At 67.0% G+C, this 20,835-nt stretch carries 14 protein-coding genes and 2 pseudogenes; 8 read left to right on the top strand and 8 right to left on the bottom strand.

What is annotated here, in order from left to right:
- Positions 1–177: 177 nt before the first annotated feature.
- From JOD47_RS17415 to JOD47_RS17385, 7 genes and pseudogenes are all read right to left on the bottom strand, one after another.
- Positions 178–1,196 (bottom strand): annotated as a pseudogene (locus tag JOD47_RS17415) (ParB N-terminal domain-containing protein).
- Positions 1,193–2,116 (bottom strand): hypothetical protein, encoded by a 924-nt coding sequence (locus JOD47_RS17410; protein WP_204536877.1) that lies wholly within the window; start codon positions 2,114–2,116, stop codon positions 1,193–1,195. Before JOD47_RS17410 ends, JOD47_RS17415 begins: the two are co-directional and overlap by 4 nt.
- Positions 2,117–2,203: 87 nt before the next feature.
- A complete protein-coding gene (locus JOD47_RS17405; protein WP_239548158.1) occupies positions 2,204–2,671 on the bottom strand; it encodes a hypothetical protein in 468 nt (155 codons plus the stop codon).
- Positions 2,668–3,479, bottom strand: a pseudogene (locus JOD47_RS17400) (DUF2637 domain-containing protein). Before JOD47_RS17400 ends, JOD47_RS17405 begins: the two are co-directional and overlap by 4 nt.
- Positions 3,476–4,423 (bottom strand): bifunctional DNA primase/polymerase, encoded by a 948-nt coding sequence (locus JOD47_RS17395; RefSeq protein WP_204536262.1) that lies wholly within the window; start codon positions 4,421–4,423, stop codon positions 3,476–3,478. Before JOD47_RS17395 ends, JOD47_RS17400 begins: the two are co-directional and overlap by 4 nt.
- Positions 4,420–5,541 carry an ArdC-like ssDNA-binding domain-containing protein gene (locus JOD47_RS17390; RefSeq protein ID WP_204536260.1) on the bottom strand — a complete coding sequence of 374 codons (1,122 nt, stop codon included), beginning with the start codon at positions 5,539–5,541 and terminating at the stop codon, positions 4,420–4,422. Before JOD47_RS17390 ends, JOD47_RS17395 begins: the two co-directional genes overlap by 4 nt.
- 230 nt (positions 5,542–5,771) lie before the next feature.
- On the bottom strand, positions 5,772–6,656 hold the full coding sequence (locus JOD47_RS17385) for a helix-turn-helix domain-containing protein (protein ID WP_204536875.1): 885 nt from the start codon (positions 6,654–6,656) through the stop codon (positions 5,772–5,774).
- A 364-nt stretch (positions 6,657–7,020) separates the two neighbouring features.
- Between JOD47_RS17385 and JOD47_RS17380 the strand changes: the two genes are divergently transcribed.
- The 3 genes from JOD47_RS17380 (at position 7,021) to JOD47_RS17370 (ending at position 10,359) form a co-directional block, all read left to right on the top strand.
- Entirely contained in the window at positions 7,021–8,559 is a 1,539-nt protein-coding gene (locus JOD47_RS17380; protein ID WP_204536258.1) for an MFS transporter, read from the top strand.
- Positions 8,556–9,155, top strand: coding sequence for an acyl-CoA-like ligand-binding transcription factor (locus JOD47_RS17375; protein ID WP_204536256.1), 600 nt, complete (start codon positions 8,556–8,558; stop codon positions 9,153–9,155). Before JOD47_RS17380 ends, JOD47_RS17375 begins: the two co-directional genes overlap by 4 nt.
- Positions 9,156–10,116: 961 nt before the next feature.
- A complete protein-coding gene (locus JOD47_RS17370) occupies positions 10,117–10,359 on the top strand; it encodes a protein-tyrosine phosphatase family protein (protein WP_239548156.1) in 243 nt (80 codons plus the stop codon).
- Positions 10,360–10,583: 224 nt separating this feature from the next.
- Here JOD47_RS17370 and JOD47_RS17365 read toward each other — a convergent pair whose 3' ends face one another.
- Positions 10,584–10,895 carry a SemiSWEET family sugar transporter gene (locus JOD47_RS17365; RefSeq protein ID WP_239548155.1) on the bottom strand — a complete coding sequence of 104 codons (312 nt, stop codon included), beginning with the start codon at positions 10,893–10,895 and terminating at the stop codon, positions 10,584–10,586.
- A gap of 681 nt (positions 10,896–11,576) precedes the next feature.
- On the opposite strand from JOD47_RS17365, the gene mblB reads away from it, so the two are divergent.
- The 5 genes from mblB (at position 11,577) to JOD47_RS17340 (ending at position 20,778) form a co-directional block, all read left to right on the top strand.
- The gene (gene mblB / locus JOD47_RS17360; protein WP_204536254.1) at positions 11,577–12,884 is read left to right on the top strand and encodes an anti-phage 6A-MBL system MBL-fold protein; all 1,308 of its coding nucleotides are present in this window, start codon (positions 11,577–11,579) and stop codon (positions 12,882–12,884) included.
- Positions 12,881–15,361 carry an anti-phage 6A-MBL system cap2_3 protein gene (gene cap2-3 / locus JOD47_RS17355; protein ID WP_204536252.1) on the top strand — a complete coding sequence of 827 codons (2,481 nt, stop codon included), beginning with the start codon at positions 12,881–12,883 and terminating at the stop codon, positions 15,359–15,361. The genes mblB and cap2-3 overlap by 4 nt, the downstream gene beginning before the upstream one ends.
- A complete protein-coding gene (locus tag JOD47_RS17350; protein ID WP_204536250.1) occupies positions 15,358–16,434 on the top strand; it encodes a patatin-like phospholipase family protein in 1,077 nt (358 codons plus the stop codon). The genes cap2-3 and JOD47_RS17350 overlap by 4 nt, the downstream gene beginning before the upstream one ends.
- A 209-nt stretch (positions 16,435–16,643) precedes the next feature.
- Entirely contained in the window at positions 16,644–20,198 is a 3,555-nt protein-coding gene (gene mobF, locus JOD47_RS17345; protein ID WP_239548154.1) for a MobF family relaxase, read from the top strand.
- Between the two features lie 232 nt (positions 20,199–20,430).
- The gene (locus tag JOD47_RS17340) at positions 20,431–20,778 is read left to right on the top strand and encodes a sulfate permease (RefSeq protein ID WP_460432902.1); all 348 of its coding nucleotides are present in this window, start codon (positions 20,431–20,433) and stop codon (positions 20,776–20,778) included.
- The last annotated feature ends 57 nt before the right edge of the window (positions 20,779–20,835 follow it).

The following is a 20,835-nucleotide window of genomic DNA, read 5'->3' as shown; positions in this document are numbered from 1 at the left end:
CTCGTTCGCGGTGGGTGGTCCGGCGAGGAGGCCGTAGACGCCGACACCGGCCAGCACCAGGACCGTCACGAGTGCGGCGAGTGCGGCGATCAGTCGGTGACGGGAACGCGGGGCAGACAGGTCGGGAGGCTTCATGCCTTGTAGGTGCACCACGTGCACCCGCAGTCGCCCGAATGCTCAGAGGGCGCGCAGGTGCCCCCGTGCGGGCGGGGTTTCGTGGCCTGCCCGGCGGTCGCGGGCGGTCCGCAGTTCCGCGGCGAACCTGCTGGTGCCCTCGACGGCGGTCAGGAAGGACTCGATCTGCTCGTCGGTGAGTTCGGCGGCGAGCTGCTCGGCGTCGTAGTGGGTCCACCAGTCGGCCAGTTCGGTCCAGGTCAGCACGAACGCCCGCACCGGATACTGCACCGGTGCAGCATCGTCGTCGGCTGGCGGCGCGGGTCGAGGGGTGCGCTTCTTCGCTGTCGCTGTCGCGGTCTTGGCGCGGGCGAGCGCGTCGGCGGCAAGCTGGTGCAGGTCCGACTCGCGCTCATCCCTGGCTGTCTCGGCGAGATCGTGGATGTGCCGGTAGATCGGATCGACGGCGGCACCCGCGTCGATTCGCTCCAGCTCGCCGGCCACGTAGTGGCGTAGCGCGGCCGGCTGGGCGGTGTCGTCGGCAAGCTGCTGGATGTAGCTGATCTTGTCCAGCGTGGTGTGGGACGCACCGCCGGGGACCATCGCCGCAGCCTGCTCCCGGTCTTCCCGGAGGCGCCCGGTGACGGTGGTGCAAAATTTGCACCACCGTTACTTCCAGGCTGATTCGCCGCACTGAACCGGGCCGCGGCCTGCCTGCGGGCGGCGTCTTCGGCCATCAGCGCTTTCAGCTCCCGGTAGAGGGCGGCGGCCTCGGTCTGGGTCAGGGGTTTGTGCAGGACGTTGTCGTCCTGCTCGGCCAAGAGGTGCCCGAGCCGGTCGGAGATGCCCGAGCGGACCCACACGTTGACGGTCTTCCAGCCGAGCTGTCTGATCGCGGTCAGCCTCCTGGCCCCGCACACGAGCACGCCGTCGGGGGTGATGGTGATGGGTTGGAGGAGGCCGTCGCGGTCGATGGAGGCAGCCAGTTCGTGGATGTCGCCCAGCTCGGCGCGGTGCCGGTGGCCGACCCGGATCGAGGCGACGGTGCGTTCCAGCTCGATGGACCCCGCCGGCGCTCTCATCGCGACCCACCCCCATCGGCGGCATCGTCGTCATCGACACGGTCGTCGCGGCGGTGGTGATGGGTGGGGGTGGCGAGCGAGACCACGAGGACGAGGTCGTCGTCGCGCAGCAGCACCGGCAGTGTCTCGCCGATCAGCAGCCGCAGCAGCACGCCCCGCCCCGCGGTCGTGGCGGCGTAGGCGGGGTGGGGGTTACCCAGCAGCGCCTTCAACAGCGCGGTCCACGAGCCGCCGGGTAAGTCGAGCAAAGCTCGGGCGTGCCGGTCGCGGCGCAGGCTCTCGTAGGCGGCCTGCCGCGTGCCCGCCTTCGTTAACGCGGCACACACGTGCTCCACACCGGCCCGGGCTGTGTCGGGCGGCCAGTCCAGGAGTGTGAACAGAGCGATCGCGTCCTCGACGGCCGAACCGGCAGACGTGTACGCCCGCGCCGACGCGGAAGACTCTGTCGCATCGGGTTCGAGGTGAGGGTGGTCGGTGACGTGAAACGCCGGGTGGTAGTCGGCCAGCGGCGTCTCCCGGTCGGAGAAGCGTTCGGGGTCGTGGAACGCTGAGATGTGCGGGCGGCGTGCCTGGTGGACGGAGCACAGGAGTCCTTGGGCGCGTTCTTCGAAGATGCAGGTGATCCGCACCGCGTGGGTGATCACCGCCCACGGATCTTTCGCCGTGCGGGCAGCTTGGGTGCGCATCACGTCGAATGCCGCGGTGGCGGCCTCCCAGGGGTCCAGGCCGTGCTTGCGTGCCAGTGGCGCGTACTTCTCCGCCGCGTAGGCCATCAGTGCCGCGGCTGTGGGGTCGTGCTCCCACGCACCCGGCCCGGCATCGTGGAGGCGAGTCAGCAGCGTGCGTAGACCTTCGCTGCGCGTGAAGTCCTCGCCGTTCTCGGTTCTCTGGTGATTAGTGGTATGAGCCTTCTCGGTCATGGTGGGAGCACCTCCTGACAGGCAGGTGCGCACGCCGTCCCCAACGACGACGTCCATGCTGCCTGCCCGGGTGGTGCTCATGACCTCTCACCTGCTCAGCTCATCCGACCGGCGAACGCGACGGAACGGACTGAGTTGTCCTGCTGCGGCCAAAGGCCGACAGCGCGGCAACCGGCGCGCCCGATCCCCAAGCCCTCGCACACCGGTGTTCGTGGCGGTGCGGGTGCGGCGAGCCAACTCGACCTCCAAGTCGATGCCCCGCCCCGCCAACGCCGCCCCTTTCCGGGCGAGCAGGTCCGTAGGCCGCACCCACTCCACCCCCCGCGCACGCAGGCCCGCATCCTGTGCGAGCCGCTCACGGGTCTTGCCCCGGAGACCAGCGATCCTCGCCGCCTGCACTGCCTCTGGTGTCTCCGCCCTTTCGACCGGCGGGGTCTCGGTCTTCTCGGCCGGTGGTGTCTCGACCTGCTCGGCTGGCGTCGACGGCGGGTGATCGGTCTCCGGCACCGGCGGTCGCCGGTGAGGTTCCTGCTGGTGGTCATGATCGGGATTCATGCGTCCTTCGCCTCCTCGGCATCGGTGTGCTCGGTGGTATCGGGAAGGTGCGCGCTGGTGAACCACCGGCCCACCGTGGACGCGTGCACGCCCAGTTCCCGGGCATCCTTTTGTTCGACCATCCCTGCCCGCGCAGCGCCGCCGCCCGCGCACGCCGATCGGCGAAACCCGCCGCGGCATCGACCTGCGGGTCAGCGCTCCGGTCCACTGATGCCTGCCTCACGCCGGCAGCTGCGACGGGGTCGTTCTCCTGCGGTATCGGCGCCGACAGCGCGGTGGCTTCCACCGCATCCGTTGGTGTCGCCGCCGATACCGGCTCCCACGCTGCATCCGGGCTGGGGCCCTCGATCGCTGCGGCTTCGGACTCGTCGGTGGATGCGGGCACCTCGGCGGCGAGTTGCGGTCGGGTGAGGATGACGGTCAGATGGGTGATCGCCAGCAGCACCACTGGCGGCACCGCCGCCACCGCAGCCGCCAGCACCCCGGGCACGTCCGCATCGGCAGCCACCACGGCGTGGATCGCGTTGGCGGTCACCGACACGGCAGCGCCGCCGATCAGCAGCGCCCACGGATACCACGCCGACCGATGGCCGGCCAGGGCGACGACGGCGACGGTGGCCACGACGATGATGCCGTCGACGATCAGCGGCCACGCCCACGCCTGTGAGCCGCCGACCCCGGAGCGGGCGGCCAGGTCCGCCAACGCCGTGAACGACAGCCAGAACGCGCCGCCGGCGATGAACACCGTCCCGGCCACCGCCGTGACCACCGCCCACCGCCGACTCGACGGACTGCTAGGGACGGTCATGACAGCCGTGGCCCCGGAGCGGACGTCCGCACGGTCGCCTCGCGAGCAAACCACCCGTCCGCGGCCCGCGCCGAGCCCCGCACCGTCGAGGAAGGGCGGGCGGGGGGTTGGGTGGTGCGGTAGGCCGAGCGGACGGTGGCGGTGATCTCCCGCTCGCCCAACCCCACTTCCGAGGCCGCGGCCGTGAGCACATCCAGTGCATCGGGGGTCGTGACACCGTTCTCGGCCAGTCGGCAAGCGGCCCAGAACAGGCCCCGGTTCCGTTCCCCTTCGCCGCGAGCAGCGACCCACGTCACCAGCCGCGACACATCCACCGACCGCTGCACATCGTCGCCCGTCCTGGGCCGGAGCATCGGGCGCGGGTCGAGGAAGTCCCGCAGCCGGTCCGAATCCAGCGTCGCCGAGGGGCCGGTATTGATCTGACGCACCCGGTAGCCGACAACTGCACCGTTGATGGACACCATCGAGGGTGGGACGAGGATGTAGCCGCCGTCGCCACGGAAGTCCACACCGGCGCGCGCGGACTGCCAGGACCGCTGCGTCGCCTGCTCCGGTGTCGCCGGGTAGTAGGCGTGCATCCCACCCGACGGCGTGGACACCAGGAACGCCCACCTCGACACGAGGCCGGCACGGTGGGCACGCCCGAAGGAGGCGAATCCGTCGGTGGGGCCGTGGACATCGACATCCACCACCACCATCCCGGAGGTGGCGCCGGTGGGGACAGCGAGGTTCGCATCCGGGTGCGTCCGCCACCAGGCCTCCACCTGGCCAGGATCGGTGGTGGCGTCGTGGAAGCCGTGCTCGGTTAGCGGACGCTTCCCACCCGGCACGCACGGGAACAGCGGCACGCCTGCGGCGGCGAGTTCTCGTGCTGCGGCGGAGACCGTCCAAGGCCCGGTCATCTGCGACAGCACACCCGCGAGCGCGTCCGTAGCGGCCATCACAGATCCCGTCCCTGCATCACGGCCGCGCTGGCCACCGGCCGGGGACCCGTTTCGGGCACGGGCTCGACCTGCCTGCCCGACGCTGCGCGTTCGGGTGCGGAGCGCTCATGGGATGGCTGGTTGCGCTGCGGCGTCTCACGGTCGAGACCCGGCGGAGTGCCGTCACCGACCTGGGCGGTGTCGAGCTGACCGAGGATCGTCAGGGCGGCCTTGCGGACCCGCTCGCCGGTAGCCTTGACGATCTCGACCGGTTCCTTGCCGTCCACCCGCGCAGCCCAGGTCGACACGTACGGGATCGTGTACCCGGTCGTGTCCATGTGATGGGCGGCGCCGATCATCAGCGCCACCGACTCGGCCTCCACCTCCCCGATGCCGCGATGCTGGCGGGCATCCTCCTGGTCAGGACCGTGCATCAGGACGTGCCCGAGTTCGTGAGCGAGCGTCTTGACCTGAGCGGCGGGGTCCATGTTCTCCCGGACCGCGACCGTCTTCGCGGTGTAGTCCGTCACGCCGTTGGCGCCGTGGATCATGCCCTCGTGCGGCACCGCCAGCACGGTGAACCCGCGCTCCTCAACCAGCCCGGCCAGACCATCCCACAACCCGACCGGTGCTTCACCTTCCAGCAACTTCGGCGCGGGCGGTTCCGGGATCGCATCACCGGCAGTCTGCGAGGCGTCCCACACGTAGGCGGGCTTGGCGGTAATCATCTTCGAGCGCACGACCTCACCGGGGCGGGGCTTCTCGCCCTTGCCGAGTCGCCGCCACGACTCAGGGTCAGACGGTGTCGCGGTGGCGAAGCGGCCGGTGACCGGGGCGAGGATCATGTACCCCGACTGACCCTTCTCCACCTGCCGGCCCAGGCCCTGCCACTGGCGATACCCGGCCACATACGACGGCACCGGCTCCGGAACCCGACCTGCCTCGAAAGCCGCGGCATGCTGTGCCCAGATCAACAGGATGTTGGAGAACGATCTCGCCCTGAACCGCGCCGCGAACGCGAGCGCCCGGCCCCAGTCGTCGCCGGAGACGAGCTGTTCCACCGCGCCGGTCAGCCGCTCATGCAGCTCATCGAGCTTCGCCTCCCGCGCGGCCTGAGCTTCCTCCCGTGTCGTAGCCATCGTCGCTGTCTCCTCCCGATACCCTGAGCACCGGGCCGATCGGGCTCGGTGAACATCAGGTGCGCCGGGAACACCAGTGACGAGAGACGGAGGCCGACGGTGTGACCGTCAGTGCGCGGGGTGAATCCGACGAGTCCTACCGGACTACCAGCCCGTCAGGTGACGAGGGCGCAGGATCGGACGATGATGCGGATACGTGTATCGCAAACGCGAATATCGGTATCGAACCGTCAGGTCAGTGCCTTCTGCCGGACGAGCTGGCGATACCGCGTCGGGCTCGCTCCGACACACTGGCGGAACAGCCGCGCGGCGTGACCCCGGCTGTGCCAGCCGACCTCACGCATCGCCACCTCGATCGGCAGATCGGTCTCACGCAGCAACCGTGCCAGGCGTTCGGCGCGCAGCGTCGCCAAGTACGTCATCGGCGTTTTCCCGTAGGCGTCGACGAAGACCCGGCCGAGCTGAGACGGCGAGAGATGCACAGTGTCTGCAAGCTCGTGGAGTGTCCACCGCTGCTCAGGCATGTCGCGCAGCAGTTCGGCGGCTTGCCGGGCCTCGGCGCGTAGCGGCGCGAACCGACGCAGCGATGGGGGACCGGGACGGGTGGCCCTCCGCTGCGTCGGGGACCGCCGTCTCTGCGTGGTCTTCATGTACGGCTTGATCACGTCGAGGACAGCGAACAGCAGTGCTTGCATCCGGTAGAACCGGTCTGGAGACAGTCCGTCGAGGCTGAGCGAGACCAGCTCATCCAACCACGGCATCAGCATCCCGGTGCGCTCCTTACCGAGGTGAAGTATCTGTGCAGGCTCGGAGTACAGCTCATCGGCGAAGCCCTGCGCATCCAACCGATCAGCCAGCAATGCGGCGTACTGCCAGAACACTTGATCGATCACGTAGTCGCGGTCGAGGTAGAGGGTGGTAAAGGTGATCGAGCCTTCGGGCTGACTTCCGCACAAAGTGTTCGCCCCGAGTGCGACGAGGTCACCAACGATGACGGGCTTCTCGCCGAACTCGCTGAGGAGGATCGCTGAGCCGCACCGGACGAAGATGAGCTTCACACAGTCGTACGCGACGGGGCCAACGGGGCGACAGATGCTCTGGGTGCGGGCAACGATCGGTGAGAAGGCACCACGATTCCGAGGATGGCGAGCCGTTGCTTGTTGAGGCACCACCGTGTTCACGGCTGGTCATCTGATCCGGTGCGTCGTCCGAACGCGTCGCCAAGGAGGCTCACGCCGTCGCTGTTCACGAAGGCGCATTCGCCAGCGGAGAGAACACGGCAGCCTCGCCGTCGATCAGGGAGGACGCAAGAAGGCGCCTGACCGCTCTGCGCCTGTTCGGTCGGCGCGAGGACCTCAACGCGCAGCCCTGCCTCGGACCGGTGGCGCCATTGCGGTCGGCTCACCCACGGCAACCTCTGCTCAGGGTCACCGGTCCTTGCATTAGCGGGTCTAACACCCAAGTGGTACTATGGTCCATATGACACAGACTAACACTTCCTCAGTGGGCGCGGACCCTCGCCGCTGGTGGATTCTCGCTGCCCTCTGCTCAGTGCTCCTGCTCGTCGGCCTCGATCTGACGATCCTCAACGTTGCCGTCCCCGTGATCGGCGCCGATCTAGACGCCTCGGTCGGCGAATTGCAGTGGATCGTCAACGGCTACACCGTCGTGCTGGCAGCACTCCTGCTGCCGGTCGGTCAGCTCGGCGACCGCTTCGGCCGCAAACGGCTGCTGCTGGCCGGACTCGTCGTCTTCGGCATCGCCTCACTGCTGTGCGCATTCGCACCCACCCCGGGCTTCCTGATCCTGGGCCGCGCCCTGCTGGGCCTGGGAGCGGCGTTCCTTAACACTCTTGGCCTGGCGGTGCTGGTATCCGTGTTTCCGGCCGAGGAGCGCCCTCGGGCGATTGGCATCCAGGCTGCCGCCGTCTCGGCCGGCATGCCTTTAGGGCCGATCGTCGGCGGGTTCTTGCTGGAGAACTTCTGGTGGGGGTCGGTGTTCCTGCTCAACCTCCCGCTAGTCCTGATTGTCTTCATCGCCCTAGCCGTACTGGTGCGGGAGTCCCGCTCCGAGCGCCCGGTTCGGGTCGATGTCACCGGCGGCATCCTGGCCGTCGGCGCCGTGGCGATCCTCAGCTACGGTCTGATCACCGCCGGCGAGACGAGCTGGACCAACGGCATCGCCATCGCAGGCATCCTCGCGGGTCTGGTGCTGCTCGTGGTTTTCGTCATCGCCCAGCGCCGGGTGAAGGACCCGATGGCGGACCTGTCACTCTTCAAGGAGTCCGGCTACACCTGGGGCTCGATACTCTCAACCGCCGTACAGTTCGTCGTCTTTGGCGTGATGTTCATCGTGCCCCAGTACTCATACGTCGTTCTCGACGCCTCACCCGTGCAGGTCGGCCTGCACCTGTTACCCTTGATCGCGGCCATGATTCTTGCCATCGGCGTCGCCAGCCGTGTCCGAAAGACTGTCGGGGCGCGGGCGATCATGGCCGCCGGGTTCGTCGCCTTGGCCGCTGGCCTGACCCTCGGTGCGCTCTCAGACGTCGAATCCGGCTTCGGGCTTTTCGCGTTGTGGACCGGACTCATCGGAGTCGGCTTCGGTGCCGCCATGCCACCTGCACTTGACATCGCGCTGGCACCGGTTCCCAGCAACCGCTCTGGAGTGGGATCGGCCCTGCTCCAGGCTCAGCGGCAGGTCGGCGCAGTCCTCGGCGTTGCTATCATGGGTAGTGTGCTCGCCTTGAACTACCGTGCGCGTCTCGACACCGCCGCTGTGCCCGCCGAAACGTTGGAGACCGTTGAGCACAGCGCCCCCAGCGGCCAGAGCGTCGCCGAAGAGCTCGGCTCCACCGAGCTTGCCGCCAACATCTCGGACGCCTTCACCCACGGCATGGCCGCCAGCTTCTGGGTCGCCGCAGGCGTCTCGGTGGCGTGTGCGCTTGTCTCCGTAATCTTTATCCGCAAAGGCGCCGACCAAGTCACCGACCCCGAGCACGCGAGCGAGACCCGATGAGTACTCCCACCCTCGGACGACGCGAACGTAAGAAGGCCGAAACCCGTATCCGTATCCAGCAGGCCGCACTCGACCTGTTCGAGCAGCACGGCTTCACCGAGACCTCGATCGAACAGATCACTGAGTTGGCCGACGTGTCCACGACCACGTTCTTCCGGTACTTCCGAACCAAGGACGAGACTGTTGCGCACAACGGGTTCACTCCTTTCTTCCTCCAAGCGCTGCGCGCCCAGCCGGACGACCTCGAACCCCTTGACGCAATCCGTGTCGCGCTCAAAGCCGCCGACGAATCGGTCTCAGCCGAGACGTGGACCAACGAACGTCGCCGGCAGCTCTACGTCCTCAGCGAGCCCGATCTCCGGGGACCCTCAGTTGGTGCCATCAAAAAACTGTTCGACGACCTCGCCACTCTTCTCGCCGCCCATGCGGGAAGGGAACCCGACGACCCAGAGGTGACCGCCTTCACCGGCGCCGTCCTCGGTATCTTCGGTTCCACGGTCCTCAACGACAACCTCACCGTCGACAAGTACCTCGCCGCCCTCGACGCCGCCCTCGACTTCCTCGCCCAAGGCATGCCCCTGACCAGAAGGCTCTGAAACAGGCGCCGCTCGCGGTTCCACGTGGCGAAGGGCTGCAGTTGCACCGCCGCCGGTTGCTCCACGAGTTGCACTGGTCATCGTTCGCTACTTCCGCCTAAGGCCGGACAGTGGGCGCGGACAGCAGCCCGCGCACGTCCTCGATCACCACGAACTAGGGGTGTAGCGCGTCAATCGCGGCTGTCGTATGCGGCCGAAGCTGGGAACGAGGCGCCAGGGGCGAGGCAAGCCTGCTTGCCACGATCGACACATCCGGCAAGGGAACTTCGCCGCAGAGGATATCCACCGGTGGCACGCGACGCGTGTCGATGGCAGTGAATTCGTCGGCGCTCGGGGCGTCGGGGCAGTGGCGTGCGAAGACGCGGGTGAAGGGCTCGTTGTGTTCGGGAACCGGACGGTCAGGCCGCTGAGGACGTGCTCGACGGCGAGGTCGCGTCCGCCGTATCCGAAGAACAAAGACCTGACCCGCATACGGCCCCCGCCGGTGGGCTGATCGGCTCGCGCATGACGGCTCCGCAGTTCGGGGAACCCGGACCGGACGCCTTCTAGAGTTCCGCTCGCGGGCTAGTCGCCTGGCAGTTGCTCGGTCCCGGCCAACCGCCACGAAGGCGGGTTACAAACAGCCTCCATGTCCACGGGACGCCTACCGGAGTCGTGACTCGGGCCGTCTCTGCTGACCCGCTCCTTAGTCGAGCACACCTCTTGCAGATCGAGGACAGAGTCTGCTGCGGCATAAGCCGGACTCTTGGAACTACCGTGGTTGTGTGAGTGCTTGGGAACCGGTGAGCGGGCTCGTGAAGTTCCCGGACGGCCGTTCCATCAGAGGCATGGGAGTCCGACGCCCTCGCGGCGACGTCCCGGTTCCGGATTCGCTGTCTACTTGCTCGGCAGAGACCCCGCGGCATCGATGGCTGGCCGTACAGGTGGGTTAAGTGGGCGCGACTTCTCTCTGCCCGACTCCATGGACGACGCGATTAGCGCACCGGGCGAAGCTCATACTCGGGCGGAGCGCGAACGGGTTGAGATTGCCTGCGGTGGTGGGATAGGTCGCACCGGCACCGCCATGTCGCTCCTGGCGGTCATGGGCGGAGTCGAGTCCGCAGACGCTGTCGCCTGGGTGCGCGAGAATTACCACCCGCGCGCAGTCGAGACACGCCGACAGCGACAGTGGATCAGGGAGGCGGCGGCGCGCTTCCGCACGTGAGCGTGGGGGGTTGCGAGCAAGCCCTTCGCATTACCGGACGCAACCACCTGCTACGAAGCCAGGAGGGGGCAGCACGCAATCACATGCCTTTGAAGAAGGTCGTTCAGTGCAATTCGGCAGTGTTGCGGTAGGGCCGGTCATGAGCATCAGGTCGTCCGTGGTGAGGGCGTCGTTGCCGCGCTCGGTCAGGATCGCCGGCTCTCGCACATACCTGGCCACGTCGTCTAGGGTCTCCTGCCGCTTCGTCGGGCCTCAGCACTTCGCGCGCTGTTGCGCTTGAGTCGCCCGGCGACGGCGATGGTCACGAGCGCCACGGCTGTGGCGACGGTGTTCGGGATGACGAGGGGCCAGTCGTGTCGGGACAGTCCGTAGAGCACCCAGAGCAGGAAGCCGGGGATGAGCAGGGCGAAGTATCCGAGTGATACGTCGTCGGCGGATCGGGTCCGCAGCATCCGGTGAATCTGCAAGGCCGGGGCGATGGCCATCACGACTCCCCATGCCGCCGCCGCAAGACCAAGAACATCACTGAGCACCATGTGGGCCTCCTACTGGTGGCCCTGGCTCTGGTCCTCGTCCGTACAGCACGGGGGGCGACACGAGGATGCGCCAATACTATCGACCCCGGGCGATCCGCCGGCGAAGTCACCGACTGGGAAACCGACAGATTGGTATACCTCCCAGTTCGGGAGCTACACCAAGAACGTACAGTCCCGTTCCTCTTCGCGATGCTCAGACTTGACCTGGAGTCGGGTCCAAGACGGTATGGAGCAGTTCCTGCCCGCAGGCGATGCTCACGTGGCGCAGTTGGAAGGCTGGCGCGCTGTGCTCGCGGCGTTGTCGCGGCACGCCCGTGAACGAGTGAGCCAGTGGCTGGCCGTCCTCGACAGCGAGGGAGTGCTGGCCCGGAGAGCAGGGACCAGTCCGCCACGGTCCTGCTCGCGACCGTCAACGGGCTCAGCCTTGAACTGATCACACTCGGCACCCCAGCAGGCGTCGAGGCCGCGCACCACGCCCTCGGCCCCATCGTCGATGCTGCCGTGGTTGGCCCTCCTTGGTAGTGCGTAAGTTTGCCAGCTCGCGGAGCCACGGCAGCCGCCATCGCGGGAGCCCGGCCGGAAGTTCCGGTAAGTCGGTGTCAGCGGTCGAACGTATCCTGAGATGGTGCAGCAAGGTGCTGCTGGCGGGTAGTGCGGCTTCGGCCGAGGAAGTGAGGAGCTATGTCGGCCGATGAAGGTTTGCCAGCTCGGGGTGCGGTGTTTTGGCCGGTTGGCACCGGGGACAGCACCACCGTCGTCGTGGACGAGACCCTCGTGTTGCAGGTGGACCTGCATGACATGGCGAAGGCTGATGACGAGGCGAACCCCGAGGTCGCGGTGGTCGACAAGCTCGTTGAGGCTTTGCCTGTGGTCGAAGGCAAGCCGTATCTTGCGGTCTTCGCGTTGACCCACGCGGACAAGGATCACTGCCTCGGATTCGCAGACCTGCTGTCGAAGGTCCGTATCGGCGAGCTGTGGTCCACGCCCAGGCTCTGGCACGAGTACTACGACCCGGACACTGAGGACCCGTGCGAGGATGCAGTCGCGTTCCGTGAGGAGTCCGAACGTCGCATCGAAGCCACGGAGGCGGCGCTCACGGCGGGCGAGGAGCCCACCAGCGGTGATCGGGTGCTCGTCATCGGCTACGACGACGAGCACGGCAAGCATCCCTACGATGAACTGCCCGAGCAGTACAAGTCCGGTCCCGGCAAGTCCGTGACCGTCCTCGATGGGCACGAGTGCGAGGGCCGGTTCGAGGCTTTCTTCCACGCGCCGTTCAGAGAGGACAGCGCTGCGCCGCGCAACGAGACCTCTCTGGCCATGCAGGTGACGCTCACTGACGACTCGGGGATCGACGGGAAGGTACTCATGTTCGGCGACCTGGCCCACGACACGATTATGAAGATCTTCGATTACAGCGAGTACCACAACCGAGAGCAGTACCTGGAGTGGGATCTGCTTCTTGCTCCTCATCATTGCTCGAAGAAGGTCATGTACAAGCCCGACGACGAGGGCAAGGACGTGTTGCAGATGGACGTGCTCAACGCGTTCGAACGCAACGCGCGCGATGGAGCCGTGATCGTCAGCAGCAGTGCCCTCTTCCCGGCCAAGGATGTCGCAGGAGCTAACCCGCCGCACCGGAAAGCCGCCGATCGCTACAGCGAGATCGCCGATGAAGTGATCTGCACAATGTCGTGGGTCGATGAAACAGCGCCCTCGGCGGTCGTGTTCGGCGTGGATGTGACCGGGGCAGGAGTTGTCCAAGACACCGTCGTGGAGTTGGCGGCCAGTGAATCCACCAAGAGCGCTGCACTCACGGGTGCAGGCACTCGACTCGCGGCGGTGACTGCAGCAGCGGTCAACGTGGCGAAGTCGCTCCCCGCGGGGGGTGTCGAGGCCGCCAGTGGACCGGAACGAGTGCAGCAGGCAGTGAGCACGGACCGCGGTGGGGACAAGGCTCCCGACGCGCCGGTGGGCTTCGGACGTTGACCGAGCGGGCTGTCACGCAGCTTCACGAACTCGCGAGCGTCAGCGACGGAGCCATCGAGGTCGTCGGGTCTTGGGAGACCAAGGCCGGCCTCGTCGTCGACGTATCTCTCGATACGCGAGGGATCGAGACCAAGGGGCAGGGCATCAAAGTTCGGAACCGCGAGAGGTTCCAATTCGTGATCGATGATGCCTATCCGTACCGTCCCCCATGGGTCTGGGTATCTCACGCGAGATGGGCCGGCACCCCGCACGTCCAATGGAAACGGCATCTTTGCCTCTACGCGGCCCCGTCGGTGGAGTGGAATCCCGCCGAGGGAATGCGAGGCCTGATTGAGCGACTGATGAGCTGGCTTCGCGCAGCTGCTGAGGCAACGCTTGACCCGGACGGCCAACCGCTGCACCCGCCAGTGACCTACAGCTCGGCCGACGCCGGGCAGATCGTGGTCAATCCGGATGTCGGCGAACTCGTGCCCTGGGGGGAAACGGTGGTGCCCGGGCCGACGAGGCTTGTGTACGCGTGGTGTGAACACGCCGGTCAGCGGATCGACATCCTCGAATGGCTGACACTCGAAGAGGCGTACGACCGCGTGCTGGCCGACGATTTCGAACCGCGCGACGCGGCAGGGCGACCGTTCTACGTGGCGCCCCTGATCTTGGTCAGCGACGAACTGTCGATGGAGTACCCGAACAGAGCTTCGGCGTTGGCGGAGAGTCTTGAGGAGTTTGGGGTCCCTCGCGATGAGTTGTTGCGGGCCATCACAAGCGCCGGCAGATTCAACGGCGCCATTGCCGAACTGGCATCACTGGAGCAGACGGCCCCGGTGGCAGTGTTGCTCGGCACACCGGCGCGACGAGTGTCGGGGACACGGCGCCTCGCGCACATCACCGCATGGCGGATCGACGACTTCGGCGAGGAGGTCACCGGTCTATTGAGGCGAGTCGGCCGACTGGACGACGACGAGCTCAAGGAGCAGGTTCGCTCTCTCGCGCATGACTGGTTGGGCTTTGCCGACATCAAGTGGATGGTCGTGCATGAGAACCGGGCAGAGCTCACGAACCGCCGCGACCAAGGCTCGGCAGCATCCTGGTTGCACGGCAAACGGGTCCTCATGCTCGGCTGTGGCGCGCTGGGCGCGCCGATCGCAGAACACTGTGTCCGGACGGGAGTGCGCGCACTGACCGTCGCTGACAACAGCACCGTCAAACCGGGTATCTTGCTGCGCCAGCCGTACTCGGATGCCGATATCGGGTTCAACAAGGCGCGACAGCTCGCGAGGCGCCTGACGACCCTGCGACGTGACCTCACCGTGGAGGCGTTCACCTCCAACGTCATCACTCTCTTCACCGGCGAGGGCCAGACGTCACCCGACTATGACCTCGTCATTGATGCGACCGCCGATATCGGCGTGCGCGCCGCGGTCGAAGCCGCTCGCGCGCGGCAGCGTGATCAATGGCCACCGCTGATCACGGGGCTGTTCGGGCACGATGCCGTCCGAGCGCTCGGTATCCTGTCCCGGCCGGGCGCCACTGGCGCCGGTCACGACGTTCTGCGACGCATCGCGGTCGACGGCCGCGGTGCTGCTGCCGGGTCGTGGCGCGACATTGTGGATGACTTCTTTCCTGACCCTCCGCGCACCGAAATGTTCTTTCCAGAACCAGGATGCTCGGCACCCACCTTCACCGGCTCGGCGATCCAAACCACAGCTCTTGCATCGGCGTTGTTCTGGGCGACCATCTCAGAACTCGCAAGCGAACGTCGCAAGGACCCGATGGTGGCGGTGGCCGTCCGGCTACCGGGCGCAGAGACCGGGGTCGGGACGAGTCGCTTCTATTGGCCTAATGATCACGTCACCACCGATGTCTCCGGGCGCTACGAGATTCGACTCTCGACACGTGCCCTGGCGGAGATGAGAGCCGAGACGCGCCGAGGCGCCAGAGCGCGCGGACAAGAGGTGGAAACCGGCGGAATGCTGCTCGGGTCCTTCGACGAAGCCACTGGCAACCTCTATGTCGACGCTGCCGTCGGTCCGTCACCAGACAGTGCCTTGTCCGCGGTGTACTTCGACCACGGCACCGCTGGTACGCAAGAGCTGATCGAGCACCATCGAGCGCGCACCGCAAACCGTGTCGGGTTCGTGGGCATGTGGCACACACACCCCTACGGTCGCGCGCAGCCGAGCCCGACCGACGAAGCAGGCATGGGCTGGATCGTCTCACCAAGCGGGACAGGCCGGCGGGCACTGATGTGCATCCTTGGTGGTCCGCCCCCCAGATGGAACGCGTGGTATGAGGACGGGGAGTTGCCGGACGTCTATCTCAGAGTCGTCGACCGCCTCACCGAGACTGAGCGCCGCGTTGACGGCCGGCCCCAGGTCATCCCCGACGCCGCCTACTATCCAGGCGGCTACTTCCAACCTCCGTCAGAATCGCCGCACTCCCTCTCTTGGTGGCAGCAAGCTCTGAGAAGGCTCCGATGAGCGAAACGCCCCGCATCGGTCTGGCCCTGTCTGGTGGCGGGTTCCGCGCCACTGCGTTCGGCCTCGGATGTTTACGCGCCCTTCACGATCGTGACCTACTGAAGCATGTCCGGGTTGTCTCGGGGATCAGCGGCGGGAGCCTGCTGGCAGCGATGTGGGCATACGGGCCGCGGGGCTTCGTCGACTTCGACGCATCCGTTGTAGGTCTGCTGCGTTCGGGGATTCAAGAGGAACTGGTCAGACGGACATTCACACCATGGGCGATGGCCCGAAACGTCGGCAGTGCTGTCAGCGCTGGCACCAACCGGCAACCGCGCTCACGCACCCGGACTGACAGCCTCGTGGCCGCATTGCAGGCCCGACCGTTCGGGCAGCGCACCCTCCCGGAGGTCTCCCACACCGACCTGGCGACCGTCATCTCCGCCACAGACATGACCTCTGGCAACGCCGTTCGGTTCGGCAGTCAGGTAAGTTCGTGCTCCCCATACGGGGAGATCACAAACCCGGTGACGGTCGCCGAAGCAGTCGCGGCGTCTGCCGCATACCCGGTGCTCCTGCCAGCGCTGACGCGCGACTACACGTTCCGAGACCGCTCCGGGAAGGCCAGCAACAGGAGGGTGGTGATGACCGATGGCGGCGTGTATGACAACCTCGGATTGTCACCGCTGATGCCCGGGCGTTCACCACTGCACACGGACCACGTCTACGATCTCGACTATCTCATCGCTGCCGACGCAGGACCCGGCCGAAGCGAAAGAACAGCAGCTCGGTTCTGGCCGAGCCGCATAAAGCAAACCTTCGAGATCACCCACGGGAAGACCCAAGACGCCAGTCGCGCACGAATCCACCTGGCCGGCGAGACTAGACAAGTAAGAGGGTTCGTGCACGCCTATCTGGGGATGAACGACCGAAACCTGCCAGTGCCCGTGCCTGACCTGGTTTCGAGAGACGCGGTCGAGCGATACCCGACCAACTTCGCGAGTATGACCGACACCGCGCTCAGCGCGATCAGTGTGCGCGCTGAGCAACTGACCCGGGTGCTCTTGTCTCATTACTGCCCAGACCTGGGATGAAATGCACGGCGGTGCCCAACCTCTCTAGACTCTCGATGTAACAGGTCGGTTGCTACAGGCGGGGGCACGCCGTCCGAAGGTGCCCCAACGTTTTACCAGGCCTGTCGCGCGTCACTTCAAGCCGATATCGCCAACTCGTTCGCGCGCAGCGGCTCTTCACCGCTTGACCAACGAAGCCACCGCCATCGCACAGCGTGCACCTGACTCGCATGACGGTGTCGATGCGGGTGATGAGCGCCGGCGACGGCTACAAGTACCTGCTTCGTAGCGTTGTCGCCGCCGACGGTGACCGCTCCCTTTCGACACCGTTGACGCGCTACTACGCGGAGGAAGGTACGCCCCCGGGACGGTGGCTGGGTTCCGGCCTCGCTGGCCTGGGTGATGGTCGGCTCTCGACCGGGGATCAGGTCTCGGAAGCGCAGCTTCAGCTCTTGGTCGGGATGGGCCGCGACCCTGTCACCGGCGAGCCGCTAGGGCGAGCCTTCCCGCGGTACGCCGCGGTCGCCCAGCGCATCAAGCAGCGCGTCGAGCAACTGCCGGGTGAGCTGGGGCCGGCAGTTCGGGCCGAAGCCACCGCGCAGATCGAGAACGAGGAGACAACTCAGGGGACCAGGAGGGCGGTCGCCGGGTTCGACTACACATTCTCGGTGCCGAAGTCGGTCTCTGTGCTCTGGGGTGTCGCGGACGCAGGAATGCAGGCGTTGATCACCGAGGCCCACCATGAGGCGGTGGCGGAGGTGGTGGACTTCATGGAGCGTGCGGTCGCCGCCACCCGCACCGGCATCACGGCCGGCGATGGGGCGGTCGCCCAGGTCGACGTGACCGGGCTGATCGCCCCCGCGTTCGATCACTACGATTCCCGGGCCGGCGACCCGCAGCTCCACACCCACGTGGTCGTGTCCAACAAGGTGCAGACGGCACTGGATGGACGGTGGCGGTCGCTGGATGGGCGGCCAATGCACGCCGCCGTGGTCGCCCTCTCCGAGCATTACAACGCGGTGCTGGCAGACCGGCTCACCCGTACCTTCGGCCTCGACTGGGAGCCGCGGGAGCGGGGACGGGACCGGAACCCGTCCTGGGAGATAACCGCAGTCCCAGACGAGTTGATCGCAGCATTCTCTACCCGCTCGCACCACATCGAGGCCGAGGCCGACCGGCTCATCGCCGAGTACGTCGCCGAGCATGGTCGGCGACCGTCTGCGGCGACGATCGTGAAGCTGCGCGCCCAGGCCACCCTCGCCACCCGGCCGGACAAGCAGGTGCGGTCGCTTGCTGACCTGACCGCGGCGTGGCGTACCCGCGCCAGCAGCCTCCTCGGAGAGGACGTGACGACCTGGGCGCGCGGCGTGACGGGCACCGGGGCTCCAATGGTGTTGCGGGCGGATGATGTGCCGCTGGAGACGGTCGCTGCGGTCGGGGCCGCGGTGGTGGCCGTGGTCGGTGAGAAGCGCTCGACCTGGCGGCGTTGGAACCTGCACGCCGAAGCCTCCCGGCAGACGATGGGCTGGCGGTTCGCCAGCGCACGCGACCGAGAGGCGATCGTCGGGATGATCGCCGACGCCGCCGAACAAGCCTCGCTCCGGCTGACTCCGCCAGAGCTGGCCGCCAGTCCCGCGGTCTTCCGGCGCATCGACGGGACGAGCGTGTTCCGGCCCAAGCACTCCACGGTGTTCTCCTCCGAAGAACTCCTCGCCGCCGAGGACCGGCTGCTCGACCGATCCCGCACCCTCACCGGGCCGGCGGTCCCGGTGGAGACGGTGGAGCAGATCACCGCCCGCCCCGACACCGAGGGGCGGATGCTCAGCGAGGATCAGGCCGAGGCGCTGATGAAGGTCGTGGTCTCGGGCCGCGTCGTCGATGTGTTGGTCGGTCCGGCCGGGGCGGGCAAGACCACCGCAATGAACGCTCTACGCCGGGCCTGGGAAGCTGAGCGCGGACCGGGCTCAGTGGTCGGGATGGCACCATCGGCCGTGGCCGCGCAAGTGCTGGCCGACGACCTCGGCATTGTTACCGAGAACACGGCGAAGTGGTGGACCAATCACCTCACCCACGGCACCACGTTCGAGGCTGGGCAGCTCGTTATCATTGACGAGGCCTCCCTGGCAGGCACGCTGTCCCTCGATCGCATCACGCGTCTCGCCGCGCAGGCTGGGGCGAAGGTGCTGCTCGTCGGCGACTATGCCCAGCTTCAGTCCGTGGACGCCGGCGGGGCCTTCTCTCTGCTGGTAGGTGACCGTGATGACACGCCTGAGCTGGTCGATGTCCACCGCTTCATGAACGTGTGGGAGAAGAGCGCCTCGCTCTCGCTGCGGCACGGCCACGCCGATGTGATCGACAGCTACATCGACCACGACCGTGTCCGCGGCGGCGACGCTGAGGCGATGACCGACGGCGCCTACGTCGCCTGGCGCGCCGACCGCGATGCCGGACTGGTGTCAGTACTGATCGCCGAGACCCGCGACGACGTAAGCACCCTGAACTCCCGCGCGCGTGCGGACCTCATTCTCGACGGTGTGCTCAGGCCGAGTCGGGAGGTTGACCTGAGCGACGCTACGACAGCAGGGATGGGCGATACGATCATCACCCGCCGCAACGACCGCCGTCTTCGCAACCGCAAGGAATGGGTGCGCAACGGCGACACCTGGACCATCACGGCCGTCCGCGACGACGGATCGCTCACCGTCCACCGCACCGGTCGGAAATTCAGCGGGGCCATCGTCCTGCCTGCTGCGTATGTGGCCGAGCATGTCGATCTGGGATACGCGGTCACCGCGCACCGAACCCAAGGCCTCACCACCGATACCGCTCACGTGCTGGTGGAACCGACCACGACGCGGGAGAACCTATATGTCGCCATGAGCCGCGGCAAACGATCCAACATTGCGTACGTGATACTGGACCGCCCCGACGACCACACGCATCCCCATCCCGGCGACAGCCTCGATGCCACCGCCCGGTCCGTGCTCTATGGGGTGCTCCAGCACACCGGTGCCGAGCTGTCCGCGCACGAGATCATCGTCGCTGAACAACACACCTGGGGCTTGATCGCCCAGCTCGCGGCTGAGTACGAGACCATCGCGGCCGCAGCCCAATACGACCGCTGGGTCACCCTCATCCGTACCAGCGGCCTTGCCGAAGACCAGGCCGACGCCGTGGTCGAGTCTGAGACCTTTGGGGCGCTGACCGCCGAACTACGACGGGCCGAGGCCAACCACCACGACATTGACCGACTGGTCCCGCGCCTCGTCGCCGCGCGAGGATTCGATGACGCCGACGACATCGCCGCCGTGCTGCACCACCGGGTAGCACGCGCCACCGCACGCCCCGCCGGTTCCGGCCGCACCCGCAGAGCGCCTCGCCTGATCGCCGGCCTCATCCCACACGCCGACGGCTCGATGGCCGGCGACATGCGGCAGGCGCTCGGGGAGAGGCGGAAGCTGATCGAGGATCGCGCCTATGCCGTCCTGGATACCGCACTCGACGCGAAATCCTCGTGGACGAAGCCACTCGGAACGCCACCGCGCGACCAGAGCAGGCAACGGGCATGGCGACGACAGGTCCGCGTGATCGCGGCGTACCGGGACCGGTACGGGATCACCGACGACGCACCGCTGGGTGCTCCACCCGAGGCGACGGCACAGAAGGTCGACGCCGCACGAGCCCGCCTCGCACTGGATCAAGCCACCCGCATCACCGCCGACGCGAACGACGTCTCGCGCGAGACACCACGGCGCACCCCCGAACGGCAGTCGCCGACCCTGTAGGTACCCCAGGCGGCCCCCTTCCACTTGTCCGAGGTTCGTCGTAGAATCGGTGGTAGGTAGCGCAGTAGTTACGCGCCGTTGAGACAGATTCGACGGCATGGCCCACGCTCCGGCAGAAGGCCCTCTCAGGGACGTTCGTTCGCTACCGAAGCCCTACAGGAGAGGACTGTCCGCGATGATCCAATTGATCTGGGCCGCAAGCGTCCACACCCGCTACTTCTTGCGTCGTTACATGCCGACCAACATCCTCCTCGACGTCATTCGCACGCGTCGCGGCCTCAAATGGGGTGCCCCGGCGATGCTGCTGGCGATCCCGTACCTGCTCGTGGCGGCCATCTGCCGCAACCTGATCGAGGAGGGCGGCCCGGGCTGGCTCAACCTGCTCGTGCTGTTGTTCATCTACAACGCGATGAAGTTCACCATCATGGGACCAGTCAGTCTCATCCTGCTCGCCCGAACCCGCCAGCTCGAGCGGGCACAGCGCCGTCACCAGCGGGACAGGGAGGCTGAGACCCTGCAAGTGGCCGGCCCCAGCGCCGGTGGACGCGAGTTGTTCTTGGCGAGGTCAGACGCCTACTGAGAGATACGGCGCCTTGGACCACGCTGGTCTGAACACAGGTATCCTCGGGTAGACTTC

The sequence above is a fragment of the Arthrobacter tumbae genome (genome assembly GCF_016907495.1).
GTDB lineage: Bacteria > Actinomycetota > Actinomycetes > Actinomycetales > Micrococcaceae > Arthrobacter_D > Arthrobacter_D tumbae.
The sequence above is the reverse complement of the archived record's forward strand: the minus strand, read 5'-3'. Positions and strand labels throughout refer to the sequence as shown.